This window comes from Microbacterium halimionae, assembly GCF_011761265.1.
GTDB classification, from domain to species: Bacteria; Actinomycetota; Actinomycetes; order Actinomycetales; family Microbacteriaceae; genus Microbacterium; species Microbacterium halimionae.
In genome coordinates this window covers 780,575-806,910 of the sequence record NZ_JAAOZB010000001.1, presented here as the reverse complement: position 1 = coordinate 806,910, position 26,336 = coordinate 780,575, and the positions used below count along the sequence as shown (strand labels likewise).

The window sequence follows — 26,336 nt, the reverse complement described above, 5'->3', positions numbered from 1 at the left end:
AGCCTCTGTCATTCGCTAACGTTCAGACCGCGCGCTTCGAGGTCTGCTACCACTGCGGCTTGAGCGTTGTCGAGTGCCTGAGCGAATGTTTGCGCTCCCGTAACGACCTCGGAGAACTCATCCGTTAGTGCCGTAGTCGCGGTACCAAAGTTCGGCCCTTCCACCCAGGTATCCGGAGTGTTCTTTGCGGCGTCAATGAAGACTTCGTTGATGACCTGGTCGCCATAGAATGGCTGCGCTTCGAGTAGCGCCGGCGACTCCAGCCCGTTGATAGTCGACGGGAACAAGCCTCCAACAGTGATGAGTGCTTCTTGGGTCTCGTCAGATCCATTGAGCCAACTCGCAAATTCGGCAGCGGCTGCCGGGTTTTGTGCGCCCGTCAAGACAACAACAGCGGCTCCACCGGAGTCACCCTGGAAGCTGGTGCCCGCATTAACGGGCATGGGGGCAACTCGCCATAGGCCAGACGTCGACTCCGCATTCTGCGCCAGCAAGCTTGGGAACCAGGCCGCATAAGAGATCGAAGCGATCTTGCCATCGTTGACCAGAGCCCAGTACTCGGGGGTCCACATTTGCTCGGTTGTGACCAGACCCTCGTCAAGCAGTGTTTGCCAGCGTTCGGCGACGAGCTGAGACTGCTCGCCGTTCATACTTACCGACCACGAGTCACCCTCGATGTCGTACCAGGTGCCCTCGGCTTGCGAGACTTCCTGCACCCACTGCCCAAATTCAGTCGGAGACATGTTAGCGATGTAGACGTCAGGGTTAGCGGCGTGAAGTTCACGCGCAGCGTCGAGATATTCGTCCCAGTTTGTGGGGAAATCGATGCCGTATTGAGCAAAGATGTCTTCGCGGTACATTGTTCCTGCCGGCCCGATGCCTTGGGGGACTCCATACACCTCGCCGTCGAAAGAAACAGCGGCCCACGATGCTGGCGTGTAGTTCGATTTGTCACCCTCGACGTACTCGCCGATCGGCTGCACCCGGCCCGCAATGACATAGTCGGGAAGATTATGAGTACTCAGCTGCACGAGGTCGGGGCCGGCACCGGCATCAACAGCCGCTTCGACTTTTGCGCCGTCGTCACCGGTCATGCGGTGGAATGAGACCTGGATGTCGGGGTTTTGTGAGTTCCACTCGTCCACCAAATCCTCTAGCCCGGGGACCCAGCCCCAGAAATCGACCGTGGCCTCTCCGCTACTGACGTCACGAGTGCCGTCAGGTGACGCAGCGCCGGAACACGCGCCAAGCCCGGTGGCCACGAGCGCACCAGATGCAAGGACCGCTGCTGCGCGAAAGATGCGGCTGTGAACTGAAGACGTTTTTGTCATCAACTTTCCTTTCAGAAACTACGTCGTCTCGAAGGTGCAGGGGAAGCAACTCGATAACCAATCCCATTTCATCTGATGTTAGGGGTCGGTCTCTTGTGTATTTTGGAGCAAAGCGTGCTTCCAGTCAAGCATTTTGCCGCTAAACATCCGATCTATTTTGAGCCAAGGATTTCAATGCCTCTTACTGACCTGCCACTCGATGAACTACGCACCTACCGGCCATCGATCCGTCTACCTAAAGACTTCGACGCGTTCTGGGACACCACCCTGGCACAAGCACGAGTTGCTTCGTGGCCCGCAACCCGCAGCCGAGTAGCGACCCCCCTGCAGACTGTGCAATTCGAGGAATTGCGGTTCTCTGGGTACGGGGGCGAATCGATCCGCGCGTGGCTGATTACCCCGCAAAATCACACAGGACAACTCCCAGTCGTTGTGGAATATGTCGGCTACAACGGCGGACGGGGTGTCCCAGGCGAGAAGCTCTTCTGGGCGTCGGCGGGCTACGCGCACGTCGTAATGGACACGCGAGGACAGGGAAGTGGTTGGGGCACCGGTGGCGCCACCCCAGACCCCCATGGCAGTGACTCGAGTTTCCCCGGCTTCATGACTCGCGGCATCACCGACCGCGCCGAGTATTACTACCGGCGCGTCTACACCGACGCAGTGATGCTCATCGATGCCGTGCGATCGCTCGACGGGATTGACAGCGACCGGATCGCCGTCACGGGGGCGAGCCAAGGTGGAGGGATCGCTATTGCCGCCGCCGCACTCTCTCATGGGGTGGCAGCGACCCTTCCCGATGTGCCTTACCTCAGCCATTTCGAGCGGGCGGTTGAGCTGACCGCTGAGATGCCCTTCACCGAGATCGTGCGCTATCTGGCGGTCCACCGCGACCGCATCGAACAGGTCTTCGACACTCTCTCCTACTTCGATGGGGTCAACTTTGCGGAACGCATCAGCATCCCCGCCTATTTCTCCGTCGCGCTGATGGACGGCATCGTTTTACCCTCCACTGTATTCGCCGCGTTCAACCACCTGAAAAGCGCAGATCGCGCTATTGAGGTCTACCGATTTAACGGTCACGAGGGCGGACAGACCGTCCATGCTCTTCGGCAGGCTGAATGGTTGGCGGCTCGAATGCCGTAAACCCAACGCTCCTTCGTCTCTCCCTCACGACGGCCACCCCTCCAGGCGTGATCGTCAGAGCTGGCCCGACGTCGATACCTGCGATCAATTCGCGGCCCGTCACAACAAGTTCTGCCGGCTCCGCGCCGTGGTTGATAACGAACAAATAGCTGGCGTCGGCACCTATCCGACGCACGCATTCGAGATTCTCGACCACGGCAAACGGCGGCTCTACGCCCGAGTCATCGACAACACGAGCCACGATCGTTGCGAGAGTTTTTTCATTCGGCTCAGCAGACACGAACCACGCTGCGCCCTCGCCGACCGCCCGGCGAGTCAACGCAGGACGTCCGCGCAGCGTGCCATCGGCGTAGCTGACTATGGTCTCAGCATCTTCGATCAGTACGGAAGAAGTCCAGTCGACAGCCGCTCCGCCGTCGTCCAAAGACACTTCTTCACCGTCTTGCAGGATGAAGAACTCTTCCACGACGACACCCAGAAGCTCTCTAAATCTACCCGGATACCCGCCCAGGAGCACGGCGTTAGCCTCATCCACTATTCCTGAGGTCGCTGTCACTACAACGACTGCTCCTCGCGACGCGGCCGCGGCAATACGCGCAGCCAGCGTCTCGTCTACGAGATACACGCCGGGAATAATGATGAGGCGATAGTCGTCGAGAGCAGCCGTGCGCGGCAGCACCTCGGCACGGATGCCCCATTGACCGAGTAGCCCATGCCAGCGTGGTCCCTGCGCCCACGGCGCGAAACCGTTAAGCGGTTTACCGCCCGCTTGCCACGCCCACCCAGCGACATCATCAACGATGATCGCCACGTCAGCTGGCTCTACACGCGTTTCCGCGACCTCAGCGATCGCACTCAACGCATGCCCGAGCTGCACTACGTCCTGCCAGATACGGGTACGCGTTCCAGCGTGCGGCACCATACCCGAATGAAACTGCTCACCGCCGGCGCGCGAAGCTCGCCACTGGAAGAAAAGCGCGCCGTCGGCGCCCCGGGCAATGTGCTGGATGCTGTTGCGCATCATCTCGCCCGGCCCCTTCGACCGGTTACGCACCTGCCAGTTGACGGCTCCCGTCGAGTGTTCCATTAGTAGCCACGGTTCCCCCTTCGAGAGGCCCCGCGTGCGGTCCGCACAAAAACTCAATTCCTGCTCGCGGCGCGCGTCGCTTGACACCGTGTAGTGATCATTTGCGATCACATCGACCTCAGGCGCCCACGATGCGTAGTCGGCTACCGCCGGGTCAGGCTTAATCATGAGATTTGTCGTGATGGGAGCAGACACTCCAGCCGCACGTAGGGTGTCCCGCTCAGCGCGATAGTGATCGAGCAGAGCGTCAGAGCTGAAACGATCGAAATCCAACAGCAAGCCCGGATTATGGCCCGATTCACTGTCTAGCGGCACCTCGACCTGACCAAAGGAGCCATAGCGGTGCCCCCAAAAGGCCGTTCCCCAGGTCTCGTTGAGCGCCGCGACACTGCCATACCGTTCAGCGAGCCAACGTTGAAAATGCACCGTTGACTCGGGGCAGTAGCAGCGTCGGTTACCTCCACCGATTTCGTTGCTCACGTGCCACATCCGCACCGCTGGGTGGCTGGCGTAGCGCTCAGCGAGCCTCCGCGCGACACGCGTCGCGTATACGCGCCATATTGGCGAGCTAGGACACCACTGCAATCGGCCGCCTTGATGAAATCGAGTTCCACGCTCGTCCATTGGCAAAATCTCCGGGTGCGCCTGGTGAAGCCAAATCGGCGGCGAAGCGGTCGGCGTTGCTAAATCCACCGCAATACCCGCTTCGTGCAGCCTCCCAAGAATGGAGTCAAGCCAGCCGAACTCCCACACATCATCTTCCAGTTCAAGTTCGCCCCATGAAAAGACCCCGACGGTCACTAAATTGACGCGAGCCTCGCGCATGAGATCGATATCTTCTTCCCACACGCTGCGCGGCCACTGCTCAGGGCAGTAGTCCCCGCCGAATGCGATGCCTGACACAACGCCTCGAAGAGAGTTGCGGGTTGGGGCGCCTTCGGAAAGTCCCGTATTCATCTGACCATTATGCTCGCAATGAGCCACGTTCTGAGACAGCCGTCTGGCAAAATATCGAAGCAGTGAGGGCCAATCGGCCTGGAGCTCGGCCGTCACGCCGAGAATTTCAGGGGGTGACATTGCTGCAGAATTCGTTCTATCATCTGATCTATGCGACAGAGTAGTCGCTCGACACGTCGAGCTAGGTTAAACAAGCTTAAGGCCCGAAAATCGGCTATTTCACAGCAAATTCTGCACTGTCAGAGTGCGACGGCAGAGGCGGTAACGACGCCTGCAAAGGTCAGAGGAATGAACCAACTGAATCTCCGTTTCCGACAGAAGCCTCTCGCATGAGTTCCGTCGCGGCAGGATCACTATCCAGTCATCCTAAAACCAGCGTCGTAGAAGCGATCTCGATCAAGGCAGCCCGGGAAACTAGGTACGAGGTAGTAGAAACAGCTGATGTATTTCGAAGCGACAGTCCATTGAGTGCTTTATTGTCAGCGTCCGAAGACACGTCTCTGCAGTTTTGCTAGCGCGATATCAAGCGCACCAATCAGGACGGTGTATCCGCGCTGAGCGAGCTGTCGTGCACACTCCTTACCTATGCCTCTCTCACCCCCGGTGATCAGAGCGATAGGAGCTGAGCCGGAACCGCTCACTGCACAGCCGCCAGCCGTAGCTCCGCCATGCCGCCGTCAACGGCCAGCGTGATTCCTGTCGTCGATGACGCGCGCGGACCCGCGAGGTAGGCAACCGCATCAGCAATCTCTTCCGCTGTCACGAGGCGCCCGTGTGGCTGGCGCGACTCGAGCGCGGAACGTTCGACGATCGGGTCGTCGGCCTCCGATAGAAGCCTCCCTACCCACGGCGTATCAGCCGTACCCGGCGCAACGGCGTTGATGCGAATGCCGAGTCGCACGTAGTCGGCTGCCATGGCGCGAGAGAGTCCAAGAACCGCGCCCTTGCTCGCGCTATAGAGCGCACGCTGCGGCAGCCCAGCCGTGGCGGCGATCGATGCGACATTGACGACCGACGCGAAGTGTGACGCATGGAGGTAGGGCAACGCAGACCGAGTCACACGCGCAATACCTACGACGTTTATGTCCAAGACACGCGCCCATTCAGCATCGTCGTTCGCTGAGATATCCCCGCGCGCACCGACCCCCGCATTGTTAACGAGGATGTCTAGCCCGCCGAACATTTCAGCGACTCGAAGCATGCCCGCACGGACGGCGTCATCGTCCGATATATCCACCGCCAGCGCCAGGTCCGCGCGAACACCCTCGGGATTGATATCGAAGACGGCTACCCGCGCACCCTCCTCGCGTAATCGCGCCACGACCGCCGCACCAATGCCTGAGGCGCCTCCGGTAACAAGGGCGGTCAGCCCCACAAAACCGCTAACCATGTTCACTCCTTTGTATGCGAGGAAGCTTCGGAGTACCCCACGAATTCTTGCCGCTGCCGCCCGACGAGTTCTATTTCGAGTTCGACGACATCACCGTGTGCGAGGTAGGGGAAACGACCAGAAAACGCGACGCCGGCGGGAGTACCGGTGAGTATGAGATCTCCGGGCTCAAGCACGAGCACCGAGCTCAGTTCAATAAGAACTTCTTCGATTGAAAAAATGAGGTCATTTGTACGCGAATCCTGTCGCTGACTCCCGTTCACCCAGCTGCGCAGGCGAAGATCGTCGGCGTCGACCTCATCTGGGGTGACAAGCCACGGCCCGGCCGGGCAGAAACCGGGCGCGCTTTTTCCCTTCGACCACTGACCACCCGAGCGCGTGATCTGCCAATCACGCTCTGAAAGATCATTGACAACGGTGTAACCCGCAATCGCGGCTCGAGCGCCAGCGCCCGAATCCAGTTCGTGTGCGCGAGCGCCGATGACAACACCCAATTCAACTTCCCAATCGGTCTTAGTGCTCCCGCGCGGGATGGTCACGTCGTCATACGGGCCCGCCAGTGAGCTTGGTGCCTTCATGAACACGACCAGGTGCTCAGGCGGAGCGGAACCAGACTCTGCTGCATGCGCCGCGTAGTTCATCCCAATGCAATAAATCGCCGACGGGCGAGCGATCGGTGCCCCCCATCTCGCTCCGGCTTCGACGACGAACGGTGCGAGCCGACCAGCGGAAAGTGCAGGCAAAATCTGTCGCGCCTGATCGGCAAGAAAGCGGCCGTCGATGTCGGCGGTGAGGGGTCGAAGGTCATATGTTTTACCGTCGTATTCGACGACAGGAACTTCTTCGCCGATGGGGCCAACTCGAGCAAATCGCAAAATATCCTCCATAGACGGTAGTTCTTTGGCGCGACCACGCATCATTCCCTTAGAACCGTTCACAGATTGACAGAAAATACATCAGATGTCTAGGCTCCTCCTGCGACACATCTTGCGGTCGCATTCGCCTGGAGGGCACATGAGCACAATTGTCGCCGTGGAGACACGAGATGTCAGGTTTCCGACTTCGCGCTTTCTCGACGGTTCCGATGCGATGAATGCGGATCCGGACTACTCGGCTGCGTACGTGATGATCCGGACGGATGCGGACGACCACCACGAAGGTCACGCGTTCGTGTTCACCATCGGACGCGGCAACGATGTGCAAGTGGCTGCTCTCAGAGCGCTTCGCCCTTACCTTCTCGGACAGGACGTCGAAGCGCTCCTGTCCGATATGGGTGCAACCTCTCAGCGTCTCGTCCATGACTCGCAGCTACGGTGGCTCGGCCCCGAAAAGGGAGTCATGCACATGGCGATCGGCGCAGTGGTAAACGCACTTTGGGATCTGCGCGCCAAGCGAGAAAACCTGCCGCTGTGGCAGCTTCTGTCGCGACTCTCCCCCGAGGAGCTCGTTTCCCTCGTCGACTTTCGCTACCTGACTGATGCGCTTAGCCCCGCTGATGCACTGAGCATTTTGCAGGATGCACTTCCTGGGCGCGCCGGGAGAGAAGCAGAAATTCTGGCGACCGGATATCCGGCCTACACGACGAGCCCCGGCTGGCTCGGCTATTCCGATGAGAAGTTGCAGCGTCTCACACGCCTTGCGGTCGAGAGCGGTTTTCCTCAGATCAAACTCAAAGTCGGTGCCGACCTGAACGACGACATCCGGCGCATGCGTGTCGCGCGGGCCACTGTTGGTGACGATTTCCCCATCGCGATCGATGCGAATCAGAAATGGGAAGTCGCGCAAGCAATCGAATGGATACGCGCACTTTCGCCCTATGGAATCGCATGGGTTGAAGAGCCCACGAGCCCAGATGACATTCTCGGACACGCTGCCATCTCGCGCGCCATCGCACCTATCCGGGTTGCGACCGGGGAGCACGCGCAAAATCGCGTCATTTTCAAGCAGATGCTGCAGGCGCAAGCAATGCAGGTGATGCAAGTGGATGCGACGCGCGTGGGAGGGGTGAATGAAAACATCGCCCACCTGCTCCTCGCACGCCGATTCAACATCCCCGTGTGTCCGCACGCGGGCGGAGTTGGCCTCTGCGAGGCCGTCCAGCACCTCTCGATGTTTGATTATGTTGCGGTGTCAGGAACCTTCGAAGATAGGATGATCGAATTCGTGGATCACCTTCATGATCACTTCGTTAGCCCGGCACGGGTCCTCGACGGGCGCTACTGCGCACCCCTAACGCCAGGAGCCAGCACCGAGATGCATGCAACATCGCTCGCGGAGTTCGAATGGCTGAAGCCGGAAAACTCAGCGACCACTCTCGCGCCGTAGCTCGGCATCAGAATAGTCTCGACACCGCCGTGAATAGCACCAATCTTTACCCTCCCCGCCGCCCTGGTGTCGAGTGCCCCCCGGGCTCAGACCGCTATCCGTTCGAGGCAGTCGACGCTCACGTACACCTCTGGAATCGGGCCCGCAGCGACTACTCCTGGATCCCTCGCGACGGAGTATTGGATCGTGACTTCCTTCCCGAAGAAGCCGCCCACGAGCTCCGAACCGCTGGCTTCGGGTCCGCTGTGCTCGTGCAGGCAGATGACACCAGCGAAGACACGGATTACCTTCTAGAAGTCGCGAATCACGAGCCCTGGGCAGCAGCAGTCGTCGGCTGGCTCCCCTTGGATTCCCCCGAAGACACTCTCAGGTCAATCAAGGACTACGCAAACGAAAGCGCACTCATCGGCGTGCGCCACCTCGTCCACATCGACCCGCGCCCTCATTTTCTTGAGAGGAGTACAGTTCGTCAGTCCGCCGCACTTCTCGCTGAAGCCGGACTGACTCTTGACGTTCCAGATGCATACCCAGATCATCTCAACAGTGCCCGAGCGCTCGCCGAGGCTGTGCCCGATCTCACCGTCGTAATCGATCATCTCGGAAAACCCCCTGCGGGGCATCCGTCCATGCGCCTGTGGGAACAACAGCTACGTGAGATCAGCGGTTGTCCGAATGTCGTCGTCAAGTACTCCGGCCTGCACCGGGAAGGACGCTCGCATACGTTACGCGCACTTGAAGATCTCCTTGTCTTGGCTCTCGAGACGTTCGGCGCCCAGAGGATCATGTATGGCGGCGACTGGCCGATGACAACCACCGGCGGTGGGTACAGCGCGATGTGGCACACGATCGAAGGCGTGTTCAACAGAGTACTTTCAGCTAGTGAACTCAGCGCTATATTGGGCGCGAACGCACAGCGGGTCTATCGATTGAACACTGCTCGCGCGTCCAGAAGCTGATGTTCGACCAGGGCGCTCCACAGCTCGGCGGGCACAGCCGCCGCATTGCGAGCAACCGCAGCGGCAACATGCTCGGACGTACGCGCTCCAATAGTGACGTTGACGACGGACGGATGCTGTAGCGGGAAAGCGACTGCTGCCTCCGAAATCGTGACATCGAATTGCGCGCATACCGCAGCGATCTGCCGAGCGCGTTGGAGAATCCGCTGCGGCACCTTCTGATAGTTGTAGTGGGCGTCATCCGGAATGGGGTCGGTCGATAGCAGACCGGAGTTGTACACGCCGGCGGCGACGATCGAGACGCCCCTAAGCGCGGCCGCAGGCAGCAGGTCGCCGAGGGCTGTCTGTTCGAGCAGCGTGTAGCGGCCCGCGAGCATGACAACGTCGAGGTCGATTTCCTGGATGAATCGAGCGGGCATCGCCGACTGATTCATCCCTACTCCGACCGCCCGGACAATGCCCTCATCTCGCAGCTCGACCATCGCCGGCAGCGCTTGTTCGAGCGCTTCCCGCTCATAGTCATCAGGATCATGCAGATAGAGCACATCGACTCGGTCAAGGCGCAAGCGCTCAAGGCTAGCGTCGAGCGAGCGGCGAATGCCGTCGCGGGTAAAGTCCCAGACTCTGCGCGTCGACGCTGGCACGACGAAGTCAGTGTCCTGCTCGCTTTCCCCGCCCGGATTCGGAACCAGCAATCTCCCTACCTTGGTTGACACGACGAATTCATCGCGCGGAAGCCCGCCCAGCGCCGATCCCAGCCGTCGCTCCGACAGGCCCAGCCCATAGTGGGGGGCGGTATCGAAACATCGCACTCCCGCGTCCCATGCGGCCTCTACTGCGTCATCCGATTCAGAGTCGGTGGTTTCGGTGTAGAGATTTCCGAATTGCGCGGCACCGATCCCGAGTTCCGTCGTCGTAATCCCGCCGTGCCAGATTCGCTGTTTCATGTCCGCTTGCCGGGCACCTTTCGCATATCCACCTCGTTGTGTGTAGCGCACAGACTATGCGTTTTTCAGCACACCTTAAAACTCGTAGCCACGGACAAATGCGTGCGAATTATGCGCACAACCGCACTCGCGCCGCCGGTGTGTTTCGTGACTGCCGATGTTCAAGCCCGTCAATTTGCACGCGAGAACGGGCGGCGCCGTCTAAGAAAGGGCGATGCCGCCATCGCGGAAGCCATCGCGCGCGCGGAGCTTCGTATTACCCCACTGTGCCAGTGCATTGCGGCGTAACGTAGACGAACATCACCGCTCAGCGGCGCCTCGGCCGCTCGCACCCCAGAAAAGAGGCCCCCGTGACGTCTGCTACCGCGACCCACACCGTGATTCTGGTCGGCGCGAGCGGCGACCTCGCTGAACGCTTGCTCTTACCCGGCCTCGCGACGCTCCTCGAACACAGCGATCGCGAAGTGAGCCTCATCGGCACTTCGCGCCACGAGTGGGAAGACGGCGCGTGGGAGGCGATGCTGGAGCGTTCGAGCGAATCCGCGGGCTTCGCGAAAGACCGCCTCTCCCAACTACTCGTTGCCAGTGACGCGCGCACCGTCGACCCCTCCGATCCCGACCAGCTGCGCTCGTTGCTGGAGGATGCCGAGGGCAGTGTCGCCCTGTATCTGGCGCTGCCACCGGCGGCGATGCAAGGAATCGGAAAGGCGCTGCTCGAAGTCGGCGCACCGGACGATCTGCGGCTCGTTCTCGAAAAGCCCTTCGGGGAATCAGGGGACGACGCTCGCGACCTGAACGCACTGGTGAGCCGCGTCCTGCCGGAAGAGCGAATCTTTCGAGTCGATCACTTTCTCGGAATGAATGCGGTTCTCGGCCTTCTCGGCATGCGCTTCGCGAATCGGCTGATCGAGCCGGCGTGGAGCGCAGACACCATCGAGCGCGTGGAGATCGTCTTCGACGAGGAAATTGCCCTTGAGGGTCGATCGAGCTTTTACGAGGGCACGGGTGCGCTGGTCGACATGCTGCAGAGCCATCTCCTCAACGTTCTCGCGCTCGCTGCCATGGAACGGCCCGAATCGATGGACGCGGGCCTATTCCGTGACGCGATGGCCGGCGTGCTCGCAGCGACTCGTCTCGATGGCGATCCCGCGGACGCTAGTCGCCGTGCCCGGTATACCGCAAGCCATGGCACCCCGTCGTACGTAGATGAAGACGGCGTCGACGCCAGCGGCGACACCGAGACCCTCGCCGAGCTGCGGCTCGCGGTCGACACTCCACGCTGGAAAGGCGTGCCGTTTATTCTTCGTAGCGGCAAGGCGCTCGGCACCAATCGGCGCCTGCTTACTGCAGTCTTGGCGCGCGCAGAAGGAATCGAGGGGCTCGGGTCACGACCGCAGTCCGACCGCATCAGCGTCGACCTCGAAACCGGCCAGGTATCTCTGACGTTGTCACTGAATGCCGACGCCGACCCGTTCTCGCTCGCTCCGACGACAGCCGAGACGCACACGCCGGCACCAACACTTTTGCCCTACGGGCAGGTATTGGCCGCGGTACTCGATGGCGTCCCCCTGCTCGCGGTACGAGGAGACGTCGCCGAACGCTGCTGGGACATCGTCGAGCCAGCACTCACCGCGTGGCGCGCAAATCTGGTGCCGCTGCAGGAATACGCCGCCGGCTCGGACGGTCCAGAAGACTCGCTGACGTTCCCTTAGTCAGAGCGAGTACGCGGCGCTGAGCTCGTCGCGAACGATGTCCGCACCCGCCGTCAGCGCGCTCAGCTTCTCGAACGCAACAGCCCGAGGCAGGGGTGCCATGCCGCAGTTCGTACTGGGGATGAGCTTGTCCGCATCGACGAACTCGAGTGCTTTCCGGAGCGTATCGGCGACTTCATCCGGGGTCTCGATAGTGTCACTTGCCACGTCAATGGCCCCAAGCATCACTTTCTTGCCACGGATGAGCTCGATGAGATCTATCGGCACATGAGAGTGGTGACTTTCGAGCGAGATGATGTCGATGGTTGATCGCTGCAACAGCGGGAACGATTTCTCGTACTGCCGCCATTCCGACCCGAGGGTCTTCTTCCAGTCGGTGTTCGCCTGGATTCCGTACCCGTAGCAAATGTGCACGACGGTTTCCGCGCGGAGGCCTTCTGCCGCCCGCTCCAGCGCTGCTATCCCCCAGTCCTGCACGTCGTCGAAGAAGACGTTGAACGCGGGCTCGTCGAACTGAATAATGTCGACCCCAGCCGCTTCGAGTTCCCTCGCCTCCTGATTGAGGATCGTCGCAAACTCCCACGCGAGCTTCTCTCGACTCTTGTAGTGGCGGTCGTAGAGCGTGTCGATCATCGTCATCGGACCCGGAAGCGCCCACTTGATCGGCTGATCAGTCTGCTGGCGAAGGAACTTCGCGTCGTCGACGAACACTGATTTCTCACGGCTCACGGCACCGACGACAGTTGGCACGCTCGCGTCATATCGATTGCGAATGCGAACCGTTTCGCGCTGCTCGAAATCGACCCCGCTGAGATGCTCGATAAATGTCGTGACGAAGTGCTGGCGGGTCTGCTCCCCATCGCTGACGATATGGATGCCGCGTTGGCGCTGCTCCTGAACGGCAATACGCAGCGCATCCTGTTTGCCCTCGACCAAGGCGTCGCCCTGTAGCTTCCAGGGCGACCAGAGCGTTTCCGGCTCGGCGAGCCACGGCGGCTTCGGGAGGCTGCCGACAATTGCGGTAGGCAAGAGGGTGTGCATGATCGATGACTCTCCGCTGCTCAACCGGCGGGAGTCGGGTAATTGGCTGCCCACGCTTCCAGCACTTTCTTATGTGGATTGACGAAGTGCTGCTCGGTGTACTTGCCCTGCTTGATCGCGAGCTGGCCGCGCTCAACGCGGTCGTAAGCGATCTGCGTCAGTGCGTAGTCCTGCTGGTTCAAGCTTGGCCGATAGACGCCCTCTGCGGCCGAGTTCGCGTTGTAGATCTCGGGGCGATAGATCTTCTGAAAGGTCTCCATCGTGCTGATCGTGCCAATCAGCTGCAGGTCGGTATAGTCGCTGAGCAGATCGCCGCGGAAATAGAACGCAAGTGGCGCCACACTGCCCACGGGCATGAAATAGCGGACCTGCAATCCCATCTTTCCGAAGTATTCATCAGTGAGCGAGTACTCATCCTGCTGATACTCGACTCCGAGTGCCGGGTGGTAGTTGTCGGTCCGGCGGTACGTCTTACTTGTTGACACGCTGATGCAGATGACTGGCGGCAGCGCGAAGCGTTCCTGGTACGCGGCAGAGTTCAGGAAGTGCTGGAACAGCTTGCCGTGCAGATCGCCGAAGTCTTCGGGCACGGTCGGCTCGGTCGCGGCTTCGTTGGCCGCTGGCAACACCACACTAAAGTCGAAATCGCGGACGTAGGACGAGAAGTTGTTCCCCACGATTCCTTGGTGGCGCGCGCCGGTGTGCCGATCGACGATCTGGATGTCGAGCATTTCGAGCAGCGGAAATTCCTGATCATCGCCTTCCGCAGCGAAGCCCAGCGCGACGGAAACGATCTCGAGTTCGACGGCGTAGCGGTCCTGTTTCGGGTTCTTTGAGTGTGCGAGCTCGTTGTATCGGCGATCGATCATTGCCAGCGCGTTGCGAAGATTCTGCTGACGATGCTCGCCTCGGGCAAGATTGGCGAAGTTTGTCGTGGCTCGAGAACTCTCCGACGGCGCGTAGTTCTCGTCGAAGTGGGTGGTGGTGACGCTGAACGTGAATTCGTTCGTCATGAGCGGCCAATCCGGTAGCTGATCGGCCGAGCTGGCCAAGCGGAAGTCAGTGCATTTATCGTGTCGGCATCTTCCGGTCATCGGGTAACTCGATAAACTTATGGTTTCCTATAGCCTTTGCCTATGGCTGGGAAATCGAGTGGCATCACATTGCAGCAACTGCAGTACTTCATCGAGGTCGCCGCCGAGGGGTCGATCACCGCGGCAGCCGAGATGCTCTATGTCGCCCAGCCGACGATGTCCGCGGCGATGAAAGACCTCGAGAACCGGGTTGGCCGCATCCTTCTCGCCCGCTCTGCCCGCGGGGTCACACTCACGACTGACGGCGCGGAGTTTCTCGGCTACGCCCGACAGGTCGTCGAGCAGGCGGCACTCCTTGAGCAGCGATACCTTGGCCGGCCGCCGTCTCGACGGCTGCTTGGCGTGTCGACACAGCACTATTCGTTCGCGGTCGACGCGTTCGTTCGAATGGTCAAAGGCACCGAGGCATCCGAATACGAATTCTCGCTGCGTGAGACTCGCACCTGGGACATCATCGAAGACGTGCGAACGCTTCGCAGCGAGCTGGGCATCCTTTTCCGCAACGATTTCAACCGCAATGTCATCGCCAAGCTTCTCCGAGACTCCGGCCTCGCGTTTCACCCGCTGTTCCTCGCCGAGCCGCACATCTTTATCTCCCGAAAGAACCCACTCGCCTCGCAAGAGCGCGCAACCCTCGCCGACATCGCCAACCTGCCGCGGCTCACTTTCGATCAAGGGGCGAATAACTCGTTCTACTTCGCCGAAGAGATCCTCTCCACGCTTTCGAGCGCGCAGGAGATTCGCGTCTCCGATAGGGCAACGATCTTCAACCTCATGATCGGGCTCGACGGCTACACGATTTCGACGGGCATCATCAGCGACGACCTCGACCCGCAGATTGTTGCCGTGCCGCTCGACGTCGACGAACGCATCGAGATCGGCTGGATCGGACATTCCGCGATCCCGCTCACTGAGCAGGCACAGGGGTACCTCACCCAGGTGCGGGCCGTCGTCGCAGACTTCGGAGTCGAGGTGCTCGGTTAGGTCGGGCATCTCTGCGGACACGTGCCACCGGTCCGCAAGATCGTGGCGTGAGTTTGTTATTGCGCGGTGAGAGTGACAGTTCCTTCGAGCTCGAGGCTGCTCTTGAGATTCTGGACGGACTGGTAGGTCATCTGCCCGGTCTCGATGTGGTCGAGCCACTCAGCAAGAAACCCGTCGAGCTCGGCTTCGGGATGCTCTCGTCGACGGAACTGAATATCGTTTTCTCGGTGGGATACCCGCAGCCAGCCCGCTGACAGCGTCGACGCTCTCGCAACGTTCGCGGCTTACGCGACGTGTGAGCGTGAGTGAAGCCCAGCCCTCCGCTAAGCGGAAGTGGGGACCTTCTGCTTTGCGAGCTCGTCATCTACCCCGGCCTCGGTCGCCTTCTTTGCCGGGATGAAGAGCGCGACGAGCGCGGCGATGACGGCGACTCCCACTCCGATGATCAGCGCAGTGCGAAATCCCGCTTCCGACGGGACAGGCATTCCACCCATGGTCGTCGTCATCTGAGCGAGAACGACACCGACAACCGCGGCCCCAATCGTGGTGCCAAGTGAGCGCATCAGAGCGTTGAATCCGTTGGCCGCAGCCGTCTCGCTCCGCGGTACAGCGCTCATAATGAGGGCGGGCATCGCTCCGTAGGCGAGCGCGACACCACTGTTGACGACGATGCCCGTAGCCAATAGTCCCCAGGTGCTTCCCATTCCCAGTAGGGCAACACCGTAACCCAGCGCGATGATGCTGACGCCCACGATCAGGGTGAATTTCGGCCCCTTCGCGTTGGTCAAGCGTCCGCCTACCGGCGAGAGAAGCATCATCATGATGCCCGCCGGAGCCATCCACAGGCCCGCCGCGAGTACCGATTGGCCCAAGCCGTATCCAGACGACGCTGGCAGCTGAAGAAGTTGTGGCAGCACGAGCATGCTTGCGTACATCGCGAAACCCACGAAAATCGACGCGACGTTGGTGAGCAAGACGCGTGGTTTAGCAGTCGTTCGAAGATCGACGAGCGGGTCTCGCGTGCGAAGCTCCCAGAACCCCCACGCCGCGAAAGTGACGACCGCGAGGACGATGAGCCCCCACGTCAACCCCGAAGCCCATCCCCACTCAGATCCCTTCGAAACCGCGAGGATAAGCGCTACTAGCCCGGTCGCGAGGCCAGCGGCACCGAGCCCGTCGAACCGCTGCCCTGGCGCGCCTCCGGGTACGGCCGGCACAATCATCCACACGGTGAAGAGAACGAGGATGCTGATGCCTACGCCACCCCAGAAGAGCATTCTCCAATCGGCGAACTCGATGACGCCTGCCGAAAGCGGCAGGCCGATCGCGCCACCGACGCCCATCGTCGCACTGACGGTAGCGATGGCAGAAGAGAGCTTTTCTTTCGGAATCGCGTCGCGCAGGAGCGCGATGCCGAGCGGGATCATCCCCGCCCCCATTCCCTGAAGGGCGCGCCCCGTGATCATAATTTCGACCGTCGGCGCCATGGCGCACACGGCACCGCCGACGATGAGCGGGATGCTTGAAAACATGATCATGCGGCGCTTGCCGAACAGGTCACCCATCCGGCCGGCGATCGGAACCACCACGGCGCCAGCGAGCAGCGTCGCAGTAATTACCCACGCCGTGTTCGACGATGAGGTTGCGAATATCGTCGGCAGCTGCGGGATGAGCGGAGTGATCATCGTCTGCGTGATGGCTGCGGCGATGCCCGCGAAGGCCAAGACCGCGACGATGAGGGTGGGGCGGCGCTCCGCAGTCTCGAACTTCATGGTCTGTCCCCCGCACGTCAGGTCATCACAAATATGTATCTTGCATATGCAGTATACATAATGACGCGGTATTCTAGGTTGCGAGGCGGGCAACCGCGCCGGAATGGAGAGTCAGCAATGGAGCGTCGGATCGCCGATATCGAGTACGAGCAGATGCTGTTGAGTCGCTATGCGATCGCTCAGCATCGGGCCGACGATGGACTCGACCGCAGTGCGTATCTCCTGCTCAGTCGCATCCACACCCAGGGCCCGATGTCGATCAGCGAGCTGAGCGAGGCCTTCCGCCTCGACATCTCCACGGTGCAGCGCCAGACCACGGCAGCCACCCGAGAATCGCTTCTGGAGCGCATTCCGGATCCGGATGGTGGAATCGCCCGCAAGTTCACCGTGACGACGCACGGGGTTGCGAGACTCCGTGCGGTGCGCGAAAGATCGACGCGCGCACTCGACCAGATCCTCGGCGACTGGTCAAGCGAGGAGATCGCTCTCTTTGCCGACATGCTCCACCGTTTCAACCTCGACATCGAGGGATACCGCGAAGCCCGCTGAGCTGCACACCGAGGCAGTTCGGAAACGGAAAAACCCCCGATTTCTCGGGGGTTTCCATGGCGGTGACGGTGGGATTTGAACCCACGGTAGGGGTGAACCTACACAACATTTCGAGTGTTGCACCTTCGGCCGCTCGGACACGTCACCGCGGAAGAGTTTACGCGAGGTTTGCCACGCGAGCGAATCGGGTTGTCAGCGCGAATAATCCGCCAAACTTCGCGCCACGCAACTAACGTGTCGATATGGCCGCAACAATGACATCCGTGCAGCGTCGGGTACTCACAATCGCTGCCCTCGCGTCATTCGTGGCATTTCTCGACGGCACTGTCGTGAACGTTGCGCTGCCCGCTATCCGCGACGAGCTCGGCGGCGGACTCACCACGCAGCAGTGGGTCGTCGACGCCTACCTCATCACACTCGGGGCGCTCATCTTGTTCGCCGGCTCCGTCAGCGACGCCTTCGGTCGCACGGTCGTGCTCCGCATTGGCCTCATCGGCTTCGGCGTGACGTCACTTGCGGCGGGTCTTGCCCCCGACCCCGTGTTCTTGATTGCCGCGCGCGCCGCGCAGGGCGCCGCCGGCGCATTTCTCGTGCCAAGCTCGCTCGCCCTCATCACCGAAGCATTCGATGGGCCGGTGCGCGGTCGGGCCATCGGCATCTGGACGTCTATGACGACAGGCGCCATGATCGCTGGGCCGCTCGTCGGCGGCGCGCTTGTCGATCTCGTGTCATGGCGACTGGTCTTCGTCATCAACGTCATCCCGATCGCCTTCGCCCTCTGGATGCTGCGGCTGAAGCACACATCTGACGAACGAAACACGGATGCCTCGATCGACATCCTCGCGGCGGTCATGTGTACGCTCGGCCTCGGCCTCACGGTCTTCGCCCTCATCGAACAGCCGAACCTCGGGTGGGGCGACCCCGCGGTGTGGGCAACGTTCGTCGCAGGCATCGTTCTGTTCACGATGTTTCTTCTGCGGCAACGCACCTCGCGCGCGCCGATTCTGCCGCTCGATATGTTCCGTGCCCGCAACTTCTGGTCGGGAAACGTCGCGACCTTCTTCATCTACGCGGCGCTGTCGCTCAATGGATTCGTGCTGTCGGTCTATCTGCAGCAGGGCGCGGGCTTGCCTGCGACCCTCGCAGGGCTGGCCAGCATCCCTATGACGCTTTTGATGGTCGCGCTCAGCTCTCGAGCGGGTGCACTTTCTGATCGCTTCGGTCCGCGCATCTTCATGACCATCGGGCCGCTCATCATCGCCGTCGGATGCCTCCTACTCCTTTCCGTCTCAGGCGACTTCAACTACTGGACTCAAGTGCTCCCCGGGCTCCTTCTCTTCGGACTCGGCCTCTCGATCACGGTGTCACCGCTGACGTCCGCCGTGCTGGGAGCCGTGGATGCGAAGCGATCTGGCACAGCATCCGCTGTCAACAACGCGATTTCGCGAGTTGCCGGGCTCCTGGCGATCGCCGCCATCGCGACGATCGTCGGCGGAAGCCTCGATCTCGACGGCTTCCACCGCGCCGCGATCGTGACAGCCGCACTCATGGTGCTGGGCGCGGCTGTGTCTTTTCTCGGAATTCGTAACCAGAGCGAGCCCTCCGCCTGAGACACTGGGTGCATGAGCGTGATCGAGAACTCGAAACTGACCGTCGTCGGCGCTGGCAGCGTCGGCTCCAGTACCGCCTACGCGGCCCTCATTCGGGGTTCGGCACGCCATGTCGCCCTCTACGACATCGCGACCGAGAAGGTCGAAGCCGAGGTGCTCGACCTTGCCCACGGCACACAGTTCACCGGCTCGAGCGACATCATCGGCGGCAGCGACATCTCGGTGGCCGAGGGGTCCCACGTTGTCGTCATCACCGCTGGCGCGAAGCAGAAGCCCGGCCAGACCCGCATCGAACTGGCGGGAACCAACGCCAATATCTTGAAGACGATGTTGCCCCGGCTACTTGAGGTCGCACCCGACGCTATCTACGTGATAGTAACCAACCCGTGCGATGTGCTGACCGTGCTCGCACAAGATGCCACGGGCTTGCCTCCCGAGCGCATTTTCGCCTCCGGCACAGTGCTCGACACGTCGCGCCTGCGGTGGAAGCTCGCGCAACGTGCCGGTGTCGCCTCCTCGAGCGTGCACGCCTACATCGTCGGAGAGCACGGCGACACCGAGTTTCCGCTGTGGTCGAATGCCACGATCGGCACAGTGCCGATTCTCGACTGGGAAAGCCCCGGTCACCCGCGCATGACAACAGACGAGCTCGACGAGATTGCCATCGATGTGCGTGACGCCGCGTACAAGGTCATTCAGGGAAAGGGCGCGACCAACTACGCGATCGGTCTCTCGAGCGCCCGTATCGTCGAAGCGATTCTCGGCGATGAACACTCCGTCATGCCGGTCTCTACGGTGCTGAGCAACTACCACGGCATCGACGGCGTTGCCCTCTCGGTTCCGTCGATCGTGAGCGCGTCGGGTGCAACCCCGATCCACGAGACGCCCTTCAGCTCGAACGAGTTCGAATTGCTCGCGCGCTCCGCTGCCACGCTTCGCGAGGCCGCAACAACGCTGCGCTAGCGAGCTGTGTGTGCGCCGGGGATCGCGCCGATAAGTTCGCGCGTGTAGTCAGTGCGAGGGCTCTCGAAGATCGCCGTCGCACTGTCCTGCTCAAGGAACTCTCCGCGACGCATCACGGCGATCTGATCAGACACCTGCCGGATCACACCGAGGTCGTGCGAGATGAAGAGATAGGTCAGCCCAAAATCGGCCTGCAGGTCAACGAGCAACTGCAGCACCTGCTCCTGCACCGATACGTCGAGAGCCGACACCGGTTCGTCGAGAACCAAGAACTCGGGCCGAAGTGCGATCGCACGTGCAATAGCGACTCGCTGGCGCTGACCTCCCGAAAGCTGTGCCGGAGTGCGGTCGATGAGGGCGGCATCCAATTTCACTTGCCCCATGAGGTCTCGCACGGCAGCGGCGCGTTCACGACGCGACGACGTTCCGAAGGCACGGAGCGGCTCAGCGACGATCGCGCCGACCTTCATGCGCGGATCCAGCGACCCGAACGGGTTCTGGTACACGACCTGAATGCGACGGCGCAGCTGGCGCAGCTTCTCGCCGCGGAGCGCTGTGATGTCGGCGCCGTCGAACGTGATGCGGCCGCTGTCGGAGGGCACGATACGCGCGATCATTCGCGCCGTCGTGCTCTTACCCGAGCCTGACTCGCCCACGATCGAGAACGTGCTGCCGCGCGGAATCTCGAACGAGACATCCTTCGCTGCCGCAACCCCGCCGCGACCATAGGTCTTCGATAGACCATTAACCGACAGCAGGATGCCTTCGCGCACCTGCCGCGCTTCGGCTTTCACCGTCGGCTCGAGGCGTCGGCTGTTGAGGCCGGGGGCTGCGGCAACCAAACGTTGCGTGTACTCGTGGGTCGGGGACGCAAGCACGTCCTGCGCATTGCCGGCTTCGACGATGCGCCCCTTGTTGACGACGACGATGCGGTCGGCCCGGTCGGCGGCGACCGCCAGATCGTGCGTGACGAGGAGTACCGAGGTGCCGTGCGCGACGCGGAGTGCTTCGATCCGGTCGAGCACGTGCCGCTGCACAGTGGCATCGAGCGCACTTGTCGGTTCGTCGGCGATAACCAGGTCGGGCGTGCACGCCCAGGCAATTCCGATGAGCACACGCTGACGCAGCCCGCCCGAGAGCTCGTGCGGGTACTGCGTGCTGCGAAGCTCCGCATCGGGGATGCCGACCTCGGTGAGAATGTCGATCGCACGGTTCGCTGCCACGCGCTGGGTGAGTCCGAGGTGGCGACGGAGCGTTTCGGCGATCTGCTCCCCCACCCTCATGAGCGGATTGAGGCTGTGTGACGGGTCTTGCGGCACGAATCCGATGCGACCACCGCGAATGCGCCGCATGGCGCGCTGGCTGAGGCTCTGCAGATCGGTGCCATCGAAGCGCACACTCCCGGCACGCACGCGTGCCTCATCGGGGAGCAACCGCACGAGAGAATGCGCGATCGTGCTCTTGCCCGATCCCGATTCGCCCACGACGGCGAGAACCTCGCCACGGTTGATCGTGAAGTCGACGCCGTGAACGGCGGGCATCGTTCCAGCCGGTGTCGTGTAGTCGATGCGTAGATCGTCAACGACGAGTAGTGGCTGCGAAGTCATCGCTCACCTCCGATGTAGCGGGCGATGCGGTTCACCGAGAGCACGACCGCGAGAATCACGGCACCGGGAAGGAGGCTCAGCCACGGCGCTACCGCGACGAAGTCACGACCCGACGAGACGAGTGCACCCCACTCGGGCGCCGGCGGCTGAGCGCCAAACCCGAGAAAGCTGAGCGCAGAGACAGCCAGAATCGCCAGGGCGAGTTCAAGAGCTGCCATCGCAATGATCGGGCGCACCGCGTTTGGCAGCACGTGCCGGAGAAGAATGGTGCCGCCGCGCACTCCGAGTGTTCGTGCGGCTTCGACGTACTCTTCTGACCTCACACGCAGCACCTGAGCACGCATGACACGGGCAAAGGTACCTGCCGTTCCAAGACCGACGCCGAGTGCGATCGAGAGCGGGCCGAATCCGAGCGAGGCCACCACGATGAGCGCTAGCAGAATGCCGGGGATCGCGATGAGAACATCGACGAAGCGCATCACGACAGCATCAACGAGGCCGCGCACGTAGCCGGTCACGAGACCGATGATGCCACCGAGAGTGACACCGGCAACGACTGCAAGCCCCGCGGCAGAAATCGAGAGCTGCGCGCCATAAATCACACGGGAGAAGACATCGCGCGCCAAGTAGTCGGTGCCGAAGAGGTGCTCCCAGCTGGGAGGAGCAAGGCGTGCGGTGCCCACCGAATCGTAGGGGTCGTAGGGTGCGAGCAGTGAAGGCGCGACGATTGCGAGAGCTGTGAACGCGAGAACGAGAATGGCCAGCAAAATGCCCGGCTTACGCAAAATACTCATCGGGTCGCCCCCGCTTTCGCCTTGAGCGTCTGTCGCGTGCGCGGATCGATCACGCCGTAAAGCGCCTCGACGATGAGAGTGACAACGGCGTACACGATCGCAACGACGATCACGACGCCCATCACGACGTTGACGTCGCGAGCGAGCACGGCATCCACGGTGATGCGTCCGATGCCGTCACGCGAAAAGACGGTTTCGACGACAGCAGTTCCGCCAGCAAGGTAAGCAACCTGAAGGCCGATCACTGTGATTGCGGGCAACATCGCGTTTCGGAGCACGTGGCGAAAGACCACCGTCGGCTGGGAGAGGCCCTTGGCGTTGGCGGTGAAAACGAAAGGACTCGTGCCGGCGTCAAATACCGCGGCCGAGAAGACTTGGAAAAACACCGCAGCTGTCGGAAGCGCAAGAGTGACACCGGGAAGAACGATGCTCTCAAACCCGCCAGTTCCGGATGCCGGAAACCAGCCGAGGCCGAACGAGAAGACAGTAATCAGCACCAGGCCGCTCAAGAACGCGGGAATCGCAATTCCGAGCGGTGGAATCTGCACGAGCACCTGTCGCACCCACGCCGGGCGAGCGACGTACGCCCAGACCGTGAACCCGAGCGCGAGCACAAAGCCAAGGATCAGTGCGAAGACTGCAACCGCGGCGGTGTGAGGCAGCGCGCGGCCGATGATGTCGGAAACCGGCATACCGGTCGATATCGAGATACCGAGGTCACCGCGGAAGAGTCCGAAGAAGCCGTTGAGATACTGCTGCCAGAGCGGCCCATCGAGACCGTACTGGGCACGCACGGCGTTGAGTACCTCGGGGTCGGTGCTCGTGGCGTCGCCACCCTTGACGGCGAGAGCTGCGAGCACGGGGTCGCCGGGCAGCGCGTGGATCAAGAGGAATGCAACCGTGTAGGCAGCCCACACGACGAAGATCCCCTGGGCGATCTTCGGGAGAAGGAACCGCAGCACGGTCACCGCTCTCGCTTTCACACTTACTTTTTCCACGCGCTGCACCGGCTATTTCTTAGTTGGACGTGACCATTGCGTCGTAGAGGTTGATGCGCGACGCCGAGTCGAAGGTGATTCCTTCAACACCCGAACGCGACGCGTGCAGCTGCACTGTCTCGAGAGTCGGGATGACGTAGGCACGGTCAGCAACCATCTGCTGAATCTCGTCGACAATCGTCTGACGCTCATCGGCGTCGGCGGTCTGCCCCTGCTCGATCAGCAGCGCTTCGAGCTCGTCGTCGCCCGTGATTCCCCACCGGGAAGCGGAAGAGTCAGAGAGCAGCACACGGAGCACATCAGGGTCGGTGCGCGTGAGACCCGCACCGAGCATGTCGTAGTCACCCGTTGCGATCGCACCGAAGAAGTCTCCGGCGCTCACCATGTTGAGTTGAAGATCGATTCCGACATCCTTCAGCTGAATCTGAGCAGCTTCGAGGACATCCTGGGCGTAGAACGCGGTGACGGTAACAGTGAGCTTCTGTCCGTCTTTTTCGTAGATACCGTCGCTGCCGAGCACCCAGCCGTCATCCTCGAGGAGCTCCTGGGCACCCTCGGCGTCGAACGCGAGAGCGTCACCGAGGTCGGTGTAGCCCGGGGTCGAAGAGGTCAGCACGCTCGTGGGAGCAGATCCGCTCACAGAACCCGCGATCACGTTGATCTGGTCGCGATCGAGGCCCTTCGAGATGGCCTGACGAACCGACTCATCACCCATGAGGCCGTGAGTGGTGTTCACGACGAACGAGTTCGGAACGCCGGGGTTCGCCTGTGCGTACAGGTTGTACTCGTTGGTTGTGTACCGCGCTTCGTCAACGTAAGGAAGATCCTGGATGACGTCGTACTCACCGGAGGTCAGGCCACCGGTGCGAACGCTTGCTTCGGTGATGATCGGGAAGGTGACGGTTTCAAGGTAAGCGTCGCCCTCGTGCGTGCGAAGATCTGACGCCCAGTCGTAACCATCACGACGGTCGATGACGACCGAGTCGTTGGGCACGTAAGAGGTTAGCGTGAATGCGCCGGTGCCAACAACGCTCTGGCAGCGCTCTTCAGCGGTTGCGGCCACCGTGTCTTCAGACAGGATGCCGAGCGACATTGTTGTTGCGCCCTGCTCGAACTGCACGTTCGGCTGCGAGAAGTTGACGGTGAATTCGGTGTCACTCGTCACATCGGTGCCCGCGTAGTTTTCGAGGTAACCGTTCGCGAGCGACGCGGAAGCGCCCAGTGCGACGATCGCATCGAAGTTATCGGCCACGACCTGAGACGTGAGCTCGGTGCCGTCCGAGAAGGTCACACCATCTTGCAGCGTGAACGTGTACGACGTGAGGTCGTCGGCGACATCCCAGCTCTCAGCGAGCCACGGAACGAGCTCGCCGGTTTCAGGATCCTGATCGAGCAGCGAGTCGACGATCTGTCGGCCCACGTTCAGTGACGTCGTAAGCGACGTCTGCTGCGGGTCGATGCAGGTCGGGTCTTCTTTCAGCGCGAAGACGATGTTCTGGTCGGCATCCGCTGCTGGCGTTGCCGCCGTTTCGGTGCCGCCGGAACAGCCAGCGAGCGCGAGAACGCCGACGAGAGCGCCGGCAGGAAGCGACGCCCAGCGGACGAAGCGGTGATTATTGGTGGTCACGGGGGTGATCTCCTTGTTGTGAATGGGGTGGTGCATCACGCCGGTAGGGCACCGGCAACGAGCTCACCGCGTGCCACGACGGCAACGATGTTCTCGCGGTTCAAGTCGCCGATGTTCTCCCACGGACGGCCGCGCACAACGACGAAGTCGGCGCCCTTTCCGGTAGCGAGTCGGCCCACGTGCGCACCCATGCGCACAGCGTCTGCAGCATCCGATGTTCCCGCTTTCAGCGCGTGTTCATCGGTCCATCCGAACACCTGTTTCATCAGGCGCAATTCTTCGAGCTGATCGCCAAAGGCGACGAAAATGCCATTTGCATCGGTTCCGAGCACGAACCGCACGCCGGCGGCAGCTGCGCCGACGAAGTTCCTGTCGCGCTCAGCTACGACCGCGCGGGCCTTTTCGGATGCATCGTCGCTCACTGTGAAACGTCGTTCAGCGATGGCGTCGTTGATCAGGAGCGTCGGCGCAACCGGAATGTTCCGCTCGATGAGCGTCTCCCAGTGGCGTTCTTCGATACCCGTGCCGTGCTCGATGGAGTCGACTTCGAACTTCAACGCGATATCAACACCCTCGGCGGTGTGAGTGTGTGCGGCAACGAGCATTCCGAGCGCGTGTGCTTCGTCGAGAGTCGCAGCGATCTCCTGCTCGGTCTGATTGCGCCAGCCGACCTTGTCACCGATCGAGAGAACCCCACCGCTCGTGAAGATCTTGATGCCGTCGGCCCCGGAACGAGCCCACTGACGAACAAGCTTGCGGCACTCATCGGGGGAATCAGCAACCGGCCCACGGTGCGGGTAGTGCGGAGGCGTGAAGAGGTCACCGTGCCCCGCTGTCATTCCGACAGCACCGTGCACGAGAAGACGTGGACCGGGAACGAGCCCAGCCTCCAGCGCCCGCGCCGCGGCGAGCTGCACAGAAGATCCCGAGAGGTCGCGAAGGGTCGTGATTCCGGCGGCAGCGGCCCGGCGTGCGTGCGCGAGAACGTGGATCGAACGCTCGGGCTCGGGCGTGATGAGGGGCCATGTCATCCAGTCGACCGAACCGGCGCCGGCATAGCCGTCGAAGTGCACGTGGGTGTCAACGAGGCCTGGAATGATGCTGAACTCAGCCTTGCCGGTTTCAGCGTCGGTGGCATCGACAGAAGTGATGCGACCTGCGTCCCATGCGAGGGCCGAAGCGCCCCGGTAACTGTCGCCATCCCACAGCGCGATTCCTTCAATGCGTCCGTTGGCGTTCGTCATGGGCGTCCCTTCCAGTGAGCGCGGCGTGCGCGCAAGAGTGCAAGCCGCCACGATACCGGCGGAGTTTTTGCAAAAGATCAACAAGTGCTCGAAATGACCAAATATTTACGAGACTGAAACACTCGTCGTGACAACGCAAAATAGCGTTAGAGGTCGAAATACCCAGTTATGCGCGACAGTTCGCTTGTCGATAAGTCGCAGA

Annotated in this window: 23 protein-coding genes and 1 tRNA gene; 9 read left to right on the top strand and 15 right to left on the bottom strand. The window is 61.4% G+C overall.

Going from position 1 to position 26,336, the window contains the following annotated elements:
• Positions 1–8 precede the first annotated feature (8 nt).
• The gene (locus tag FHS06_RS03855; RefSeq protein ID WP_167045666.1) at positions 9–1,331 is read right to left on the bottom strand and encodes an ABC transporter substrate-binding protein; all 1,323 of its coding nucleotides are present in this window, start codon (positions 1,329–1,331) and stop codon (positions 9–11) included.
• Between the two features lie 174 nt (positions 1,332–1,505).
• Here FHS06_RS03855 and FHS06_RS03850 point away from each other — a divergent pair, with 174 nt between their 5' ends.
• The gene (locus FHS06_RS03850) at positions 1,506–2,477 is read left to right on the top strand and encodes an acetylxylan esterase (RefSeq protein WP_167045663.1); all 972 of its coding nucleotides are present in this window, start codon (positions 1,506–1,508) and stop codon (positions 2,475–2,477) included.
• Here the strand turns inward: FHS06_RS03850 and FHS06_RS03845 are convergent.
• From FHS06_RS03845 to FHS06_RS03830, 4 genes are all read right to left on the bottom strand, one after another.
• Positions 2,404–4,521 (bottom strand): beta-galactosidase, encoded by a 2,118-nt coding sequence (locus tag FHS06_RS03845; RefSeq protein ID WP_167045660.1) that lies wholly within the window; start codon positions 4,519–4,521, stop codon positions 2,404–2,406. The genes FHS06_RS03850 and FHS06_RS03845 overlap by 74 nt on opposite strands.
• 479 nt (positions 4,522–5,000) lie before the next feature.
• Positions 5,001–5,162 (bottom strand): SDR family NAD(P)-dependent oxidoreductase, encoded by a 162-nt coding sequence (locus tag FHS06_RS03840; RefSeq protein WP_182486536.1) that lies wholly within the window; start codon positions 5,160–5,162, stop codon positions 5,001–5,003.
• On the bottom strand, positions 5,159–5,911 hold the full coding sequence (locus FHS06_RS03835) for an SDR family NAD(P)-dependent oxidoreductase (protein ID WP_167045657.1): 753 nt from the start codon (positions 5,909–5,911) through the stop codon (positions 5,159–5,161). Before FHS06_RS03835 ends, FHS06_RS03840 begins: the two co-directional genes overlap by 4 nt.
• A gap of 2 nt (positions 5,912–5,913) precedes the next feature.
• Positions 5,914–6,786: a fumarylacetoacetate hydrolase family protein gene (locus FHS06_RS03830; protein WP_167047882.1), complete on the bottom strand. Its 873-nt coding sequence runs from the start codon at positions 6,784–6,786 to the stop codon at positions 5,914–5,916.
• Positions 6,787–6,925: 139 nt separating this feature from the next.
• On the opposite strand from FHS06_RS03830, the gene FHS06_RS03825 reads away from it, so the two are divergent.
• Both FHS06_RS03825 and FHS06_RS03820 read left to right on the top strand, forming a co-directional pair.
• Positions 6,926–8,236 carry an enolase C-terminal domain-like protein gene (locus tag FHS06_RS03825; RefSeq protein WP_167045654.1) on the top strand — a complete coding sequence of 437 codons (1,311 nt, stop codon included), beginning with the start codon at positions 6,926–6,928 and terminating at the stop codon, positions 8,234–8,236.
• A 29-nt stretch (positions 8,237–8,265) separates the two neighbouring features.
• A complete protein-coding gene (locus FHS06_RS03820; protein WP_167045651.1) occupies positions 8,266–9,192 on the top strand; it encodes an amidohydrolase family protein in 927 nt (308 codons plus the stop codon).
• Here FHS06_RS03820 and FHS06_RS03815 read toward each other — a convergent pair.
• Entirely contained in the window at positions 9,156–10,139 is a 984-nt protein-coding gene (locus tag FHS06_RS03815; RefSeq protein ID WP_167045648.1) for an aldo/keto reductase, read from the bottom strand. The two genes, FHS06_RS03820 and FHS06_RS03815, sit on opposite strands and share 37 nt — an antisense overlap.
• Before the next feature lie 350 nt (positions 10,140–10,489).
• Here FHS06_RS03815 and FHS06_RS03810 point away from each other — a divergent pair, with 350 nt between their 5' ends.
• Positions 10,490–11,851 (top strand): glucose-6-phosphate dehydrogenase, encoded by a 1,362-nt coding sequence (locus tag FHS06_RS03810; RefSeq protein WP_167045645.1) that lies wholly within the window; start codon positions 10,490–10,492, stop codon positions 11,849–11,851.
• Here the strand turns inward: FHS06_RS03810 and FHS06_RS03805 are convergent, their stop codons facing one another.
• Positions 11,852–12,892, bottom strand: coding sequence for a methionine synthase (locus FHS06_RS03805; protein WP_167045642.1), 1,041 nt, complete (start codon positions 12,890–12,892; stop codon positions 11,852–11,854).
• A 20-nt stretch (positions 12,893–12,912) separates the two neighbouring features.
• A complete protein-coding gene (locus FHS06_RS03800; protein ID WP_167045640.1) occupies positions 12,913–13,905 on the bottom strand; it encodes a DUF1852 domain-containing protein in 993 nt (330 codons plus the stop codon).
• 123 nt (positions 13,906–14,028) lie between these two features.
• On the opposite strand from FHS06_RS03800, the gene FHS06_RS03795 reads away from it, so the two are divergent.
• Both FHS06_RS03795 and FHS06_RS03790 read left to right on the top strand, forming a co-directional pair.
• Positions 14,029–14,970, top strand: a complete 942-nt coding sequence (locus FHS06_RS03795; protein ID WP_167045637.1) for a LysR family transcriptional regulator — start codon at positions 14,029–14,031, stop codon at positions 14,968–14,970.
• 47 nt (positions 14,971–15,017) lie between these two features.
• Positions 15,018–15,224, top strand: coding sequence for a hypothetical protein (locus FHS06_RS03790; RefSeq protein WP_167045634.1), 207 nt, complete (start codon positions 15,018–15,020; stop codon positions 15,222–15,224).
• Between the two features lie 69 nt (positions 15,225–15,293).
• Here FHS06_RS03790 and FHS06_RS03785 read toward each other — a convergent pair whose 3' ends face one another.
• Positions 15,294–16,742 carry an MFS transporter gene (locus tag FHS06_RS03785; protein WP_167045631.1) on the bottom strand — a complete coding sequence of 483 codons (1,449 nt, stop codon included), beginning with the start codon at positions 16,740–16,742 and terminating at the stop codon, positions 15,294–15,296.
• 117 nt (positions 16,743–16,859) lie between these two features.
• Here FHS06_RS03785 and FHS06_RS03780 point away from each other — a divergent pair, with 117 nt between their 5' ends.
• Positions 16,860–17,291: a MarR family winged helix-turn-helix transcriptional regulator gene (locus FHS06_RS03780; protein WP_167045628.1), complete on the top strand. Its 432-nt coding sequence runs from the start codon at positions 16,860–16,862 to the stop codon at positions 17,289–17,291.
• A gap of 57 nt (positions 17,292–17,348) precedes the next feature.
• Here FHS06_RS03780 and FHS06_RS03775 read toward each other — a convergent pair.
• Positions 17,349–17,438, bottom strand: a tRNA-Ser gene (locus FHS06_RS03775).
• Positions 17,439–17,533: 95 nt separating this feature from the next.
• Here FHS06_RS03775 and FHS06_RS03770 point away from each other — a divergent pair.
• Positions 17,534–18,901: an MFS transporter gene (locus tag FHS06_RS03770; protein WP_167045626.1), complete on the top strand. Its 1,368-nt coding sequence runs from the start codon at positions 17,534–17,536 to the stop codon at positions 18,899–18,901.
• 12 nt (positions 18,902–18,913) lie between these two features.
• Positions 18,914–19,864, top strand: coding sequence for an L-lactate dehydrogenase (locus FHS06_RS03765; RefSeq protein WP_167045624.1), 951 nt, complete (start codon positions 18,914–18,916; stop codon positions 19,862–19,864).
• Here FHS06_RS03765 and FHS06_RS03760 read toward each other — a convergent pair.
• From FHS06_RS03760 to FHS06_RS03740, 5 genes are read right to left on the bottom strand one after another with little or no spacing between them, the layout of a single operon-like run.
• Positions 19,861–21,471, bottom strand: coding sequence for a dipeptide ABC transporter ATP-binding protein (locus tag FHS06_RS03760; RefSeq protein ID WP_167045622.1), 1,611 nt, complete (start codon positions 21,469–21,471; stop codon positions 19,861–19,863). The genes FHS06_RS03765 and FHS06_RS03760 overlap by 4 nt on opposite strands.
• Positions 21,468–22,265 carry an ABC transporter permease gene (locus FHS06_RS03755; protein ID WP_167045620.1) on the bottom strand — a complete coding sequence of 266 codons (798 nt, stop codon included), beginning with the start codon at positions 22,263–22,265 and terminating at the stop codon, positions 21,468–21,470. The genes FHS06_RS03760 and FHS06_RS03755 overlap by 4 nt, the downstream gene beginning before the upstream one ends.
• Positions 22,262–23,233 carry an ABC transporter permease gene (locus FHS06_RS03750; RefSeq protein WP_167045618.1) on the bottom strand — a complete coding sequence of 324 codons (972 nt, stop codon included), beginning with the start codon at positions 23,231–23,233 and terminating at the stop codon, positions 22,262–22,264. The genes FHS06_RS03755 and FHS06_RS03750 overlap by 4 nt, the downstream gene beginning before the upstream one ends.
• 49 nt (positions 23,234–23,282) lie before the next feature.
• Positions 23,283–24,890: an ABC transporter substrate-binding protein gene (locus tag FHS06_RS03745; protein WP_167045616.1), complete on the bottom strand. Its 1,608-nt coding sequence runs from the start codon at positions 24,888–24,890 to the stop codon at positions 23,283–23,285.
• 35 nt (positions 24,891–24,925) lie between these two features.
• The gene (locus tag FHS06_RS03740; protein WP_167045613.1) at positions 24,926–26,134 is read right to left on the bottom strand and encodes a metal-dependent hydrolase family protein; all 1,209 of its coding nucleotides are present in this window, start codon (positions 26,132–26,134) and stop codon (positions 24,926–24,928) included.
• Between the last annotated feature and the right edge of the window lie 202 nt (positions 26,135–26,336).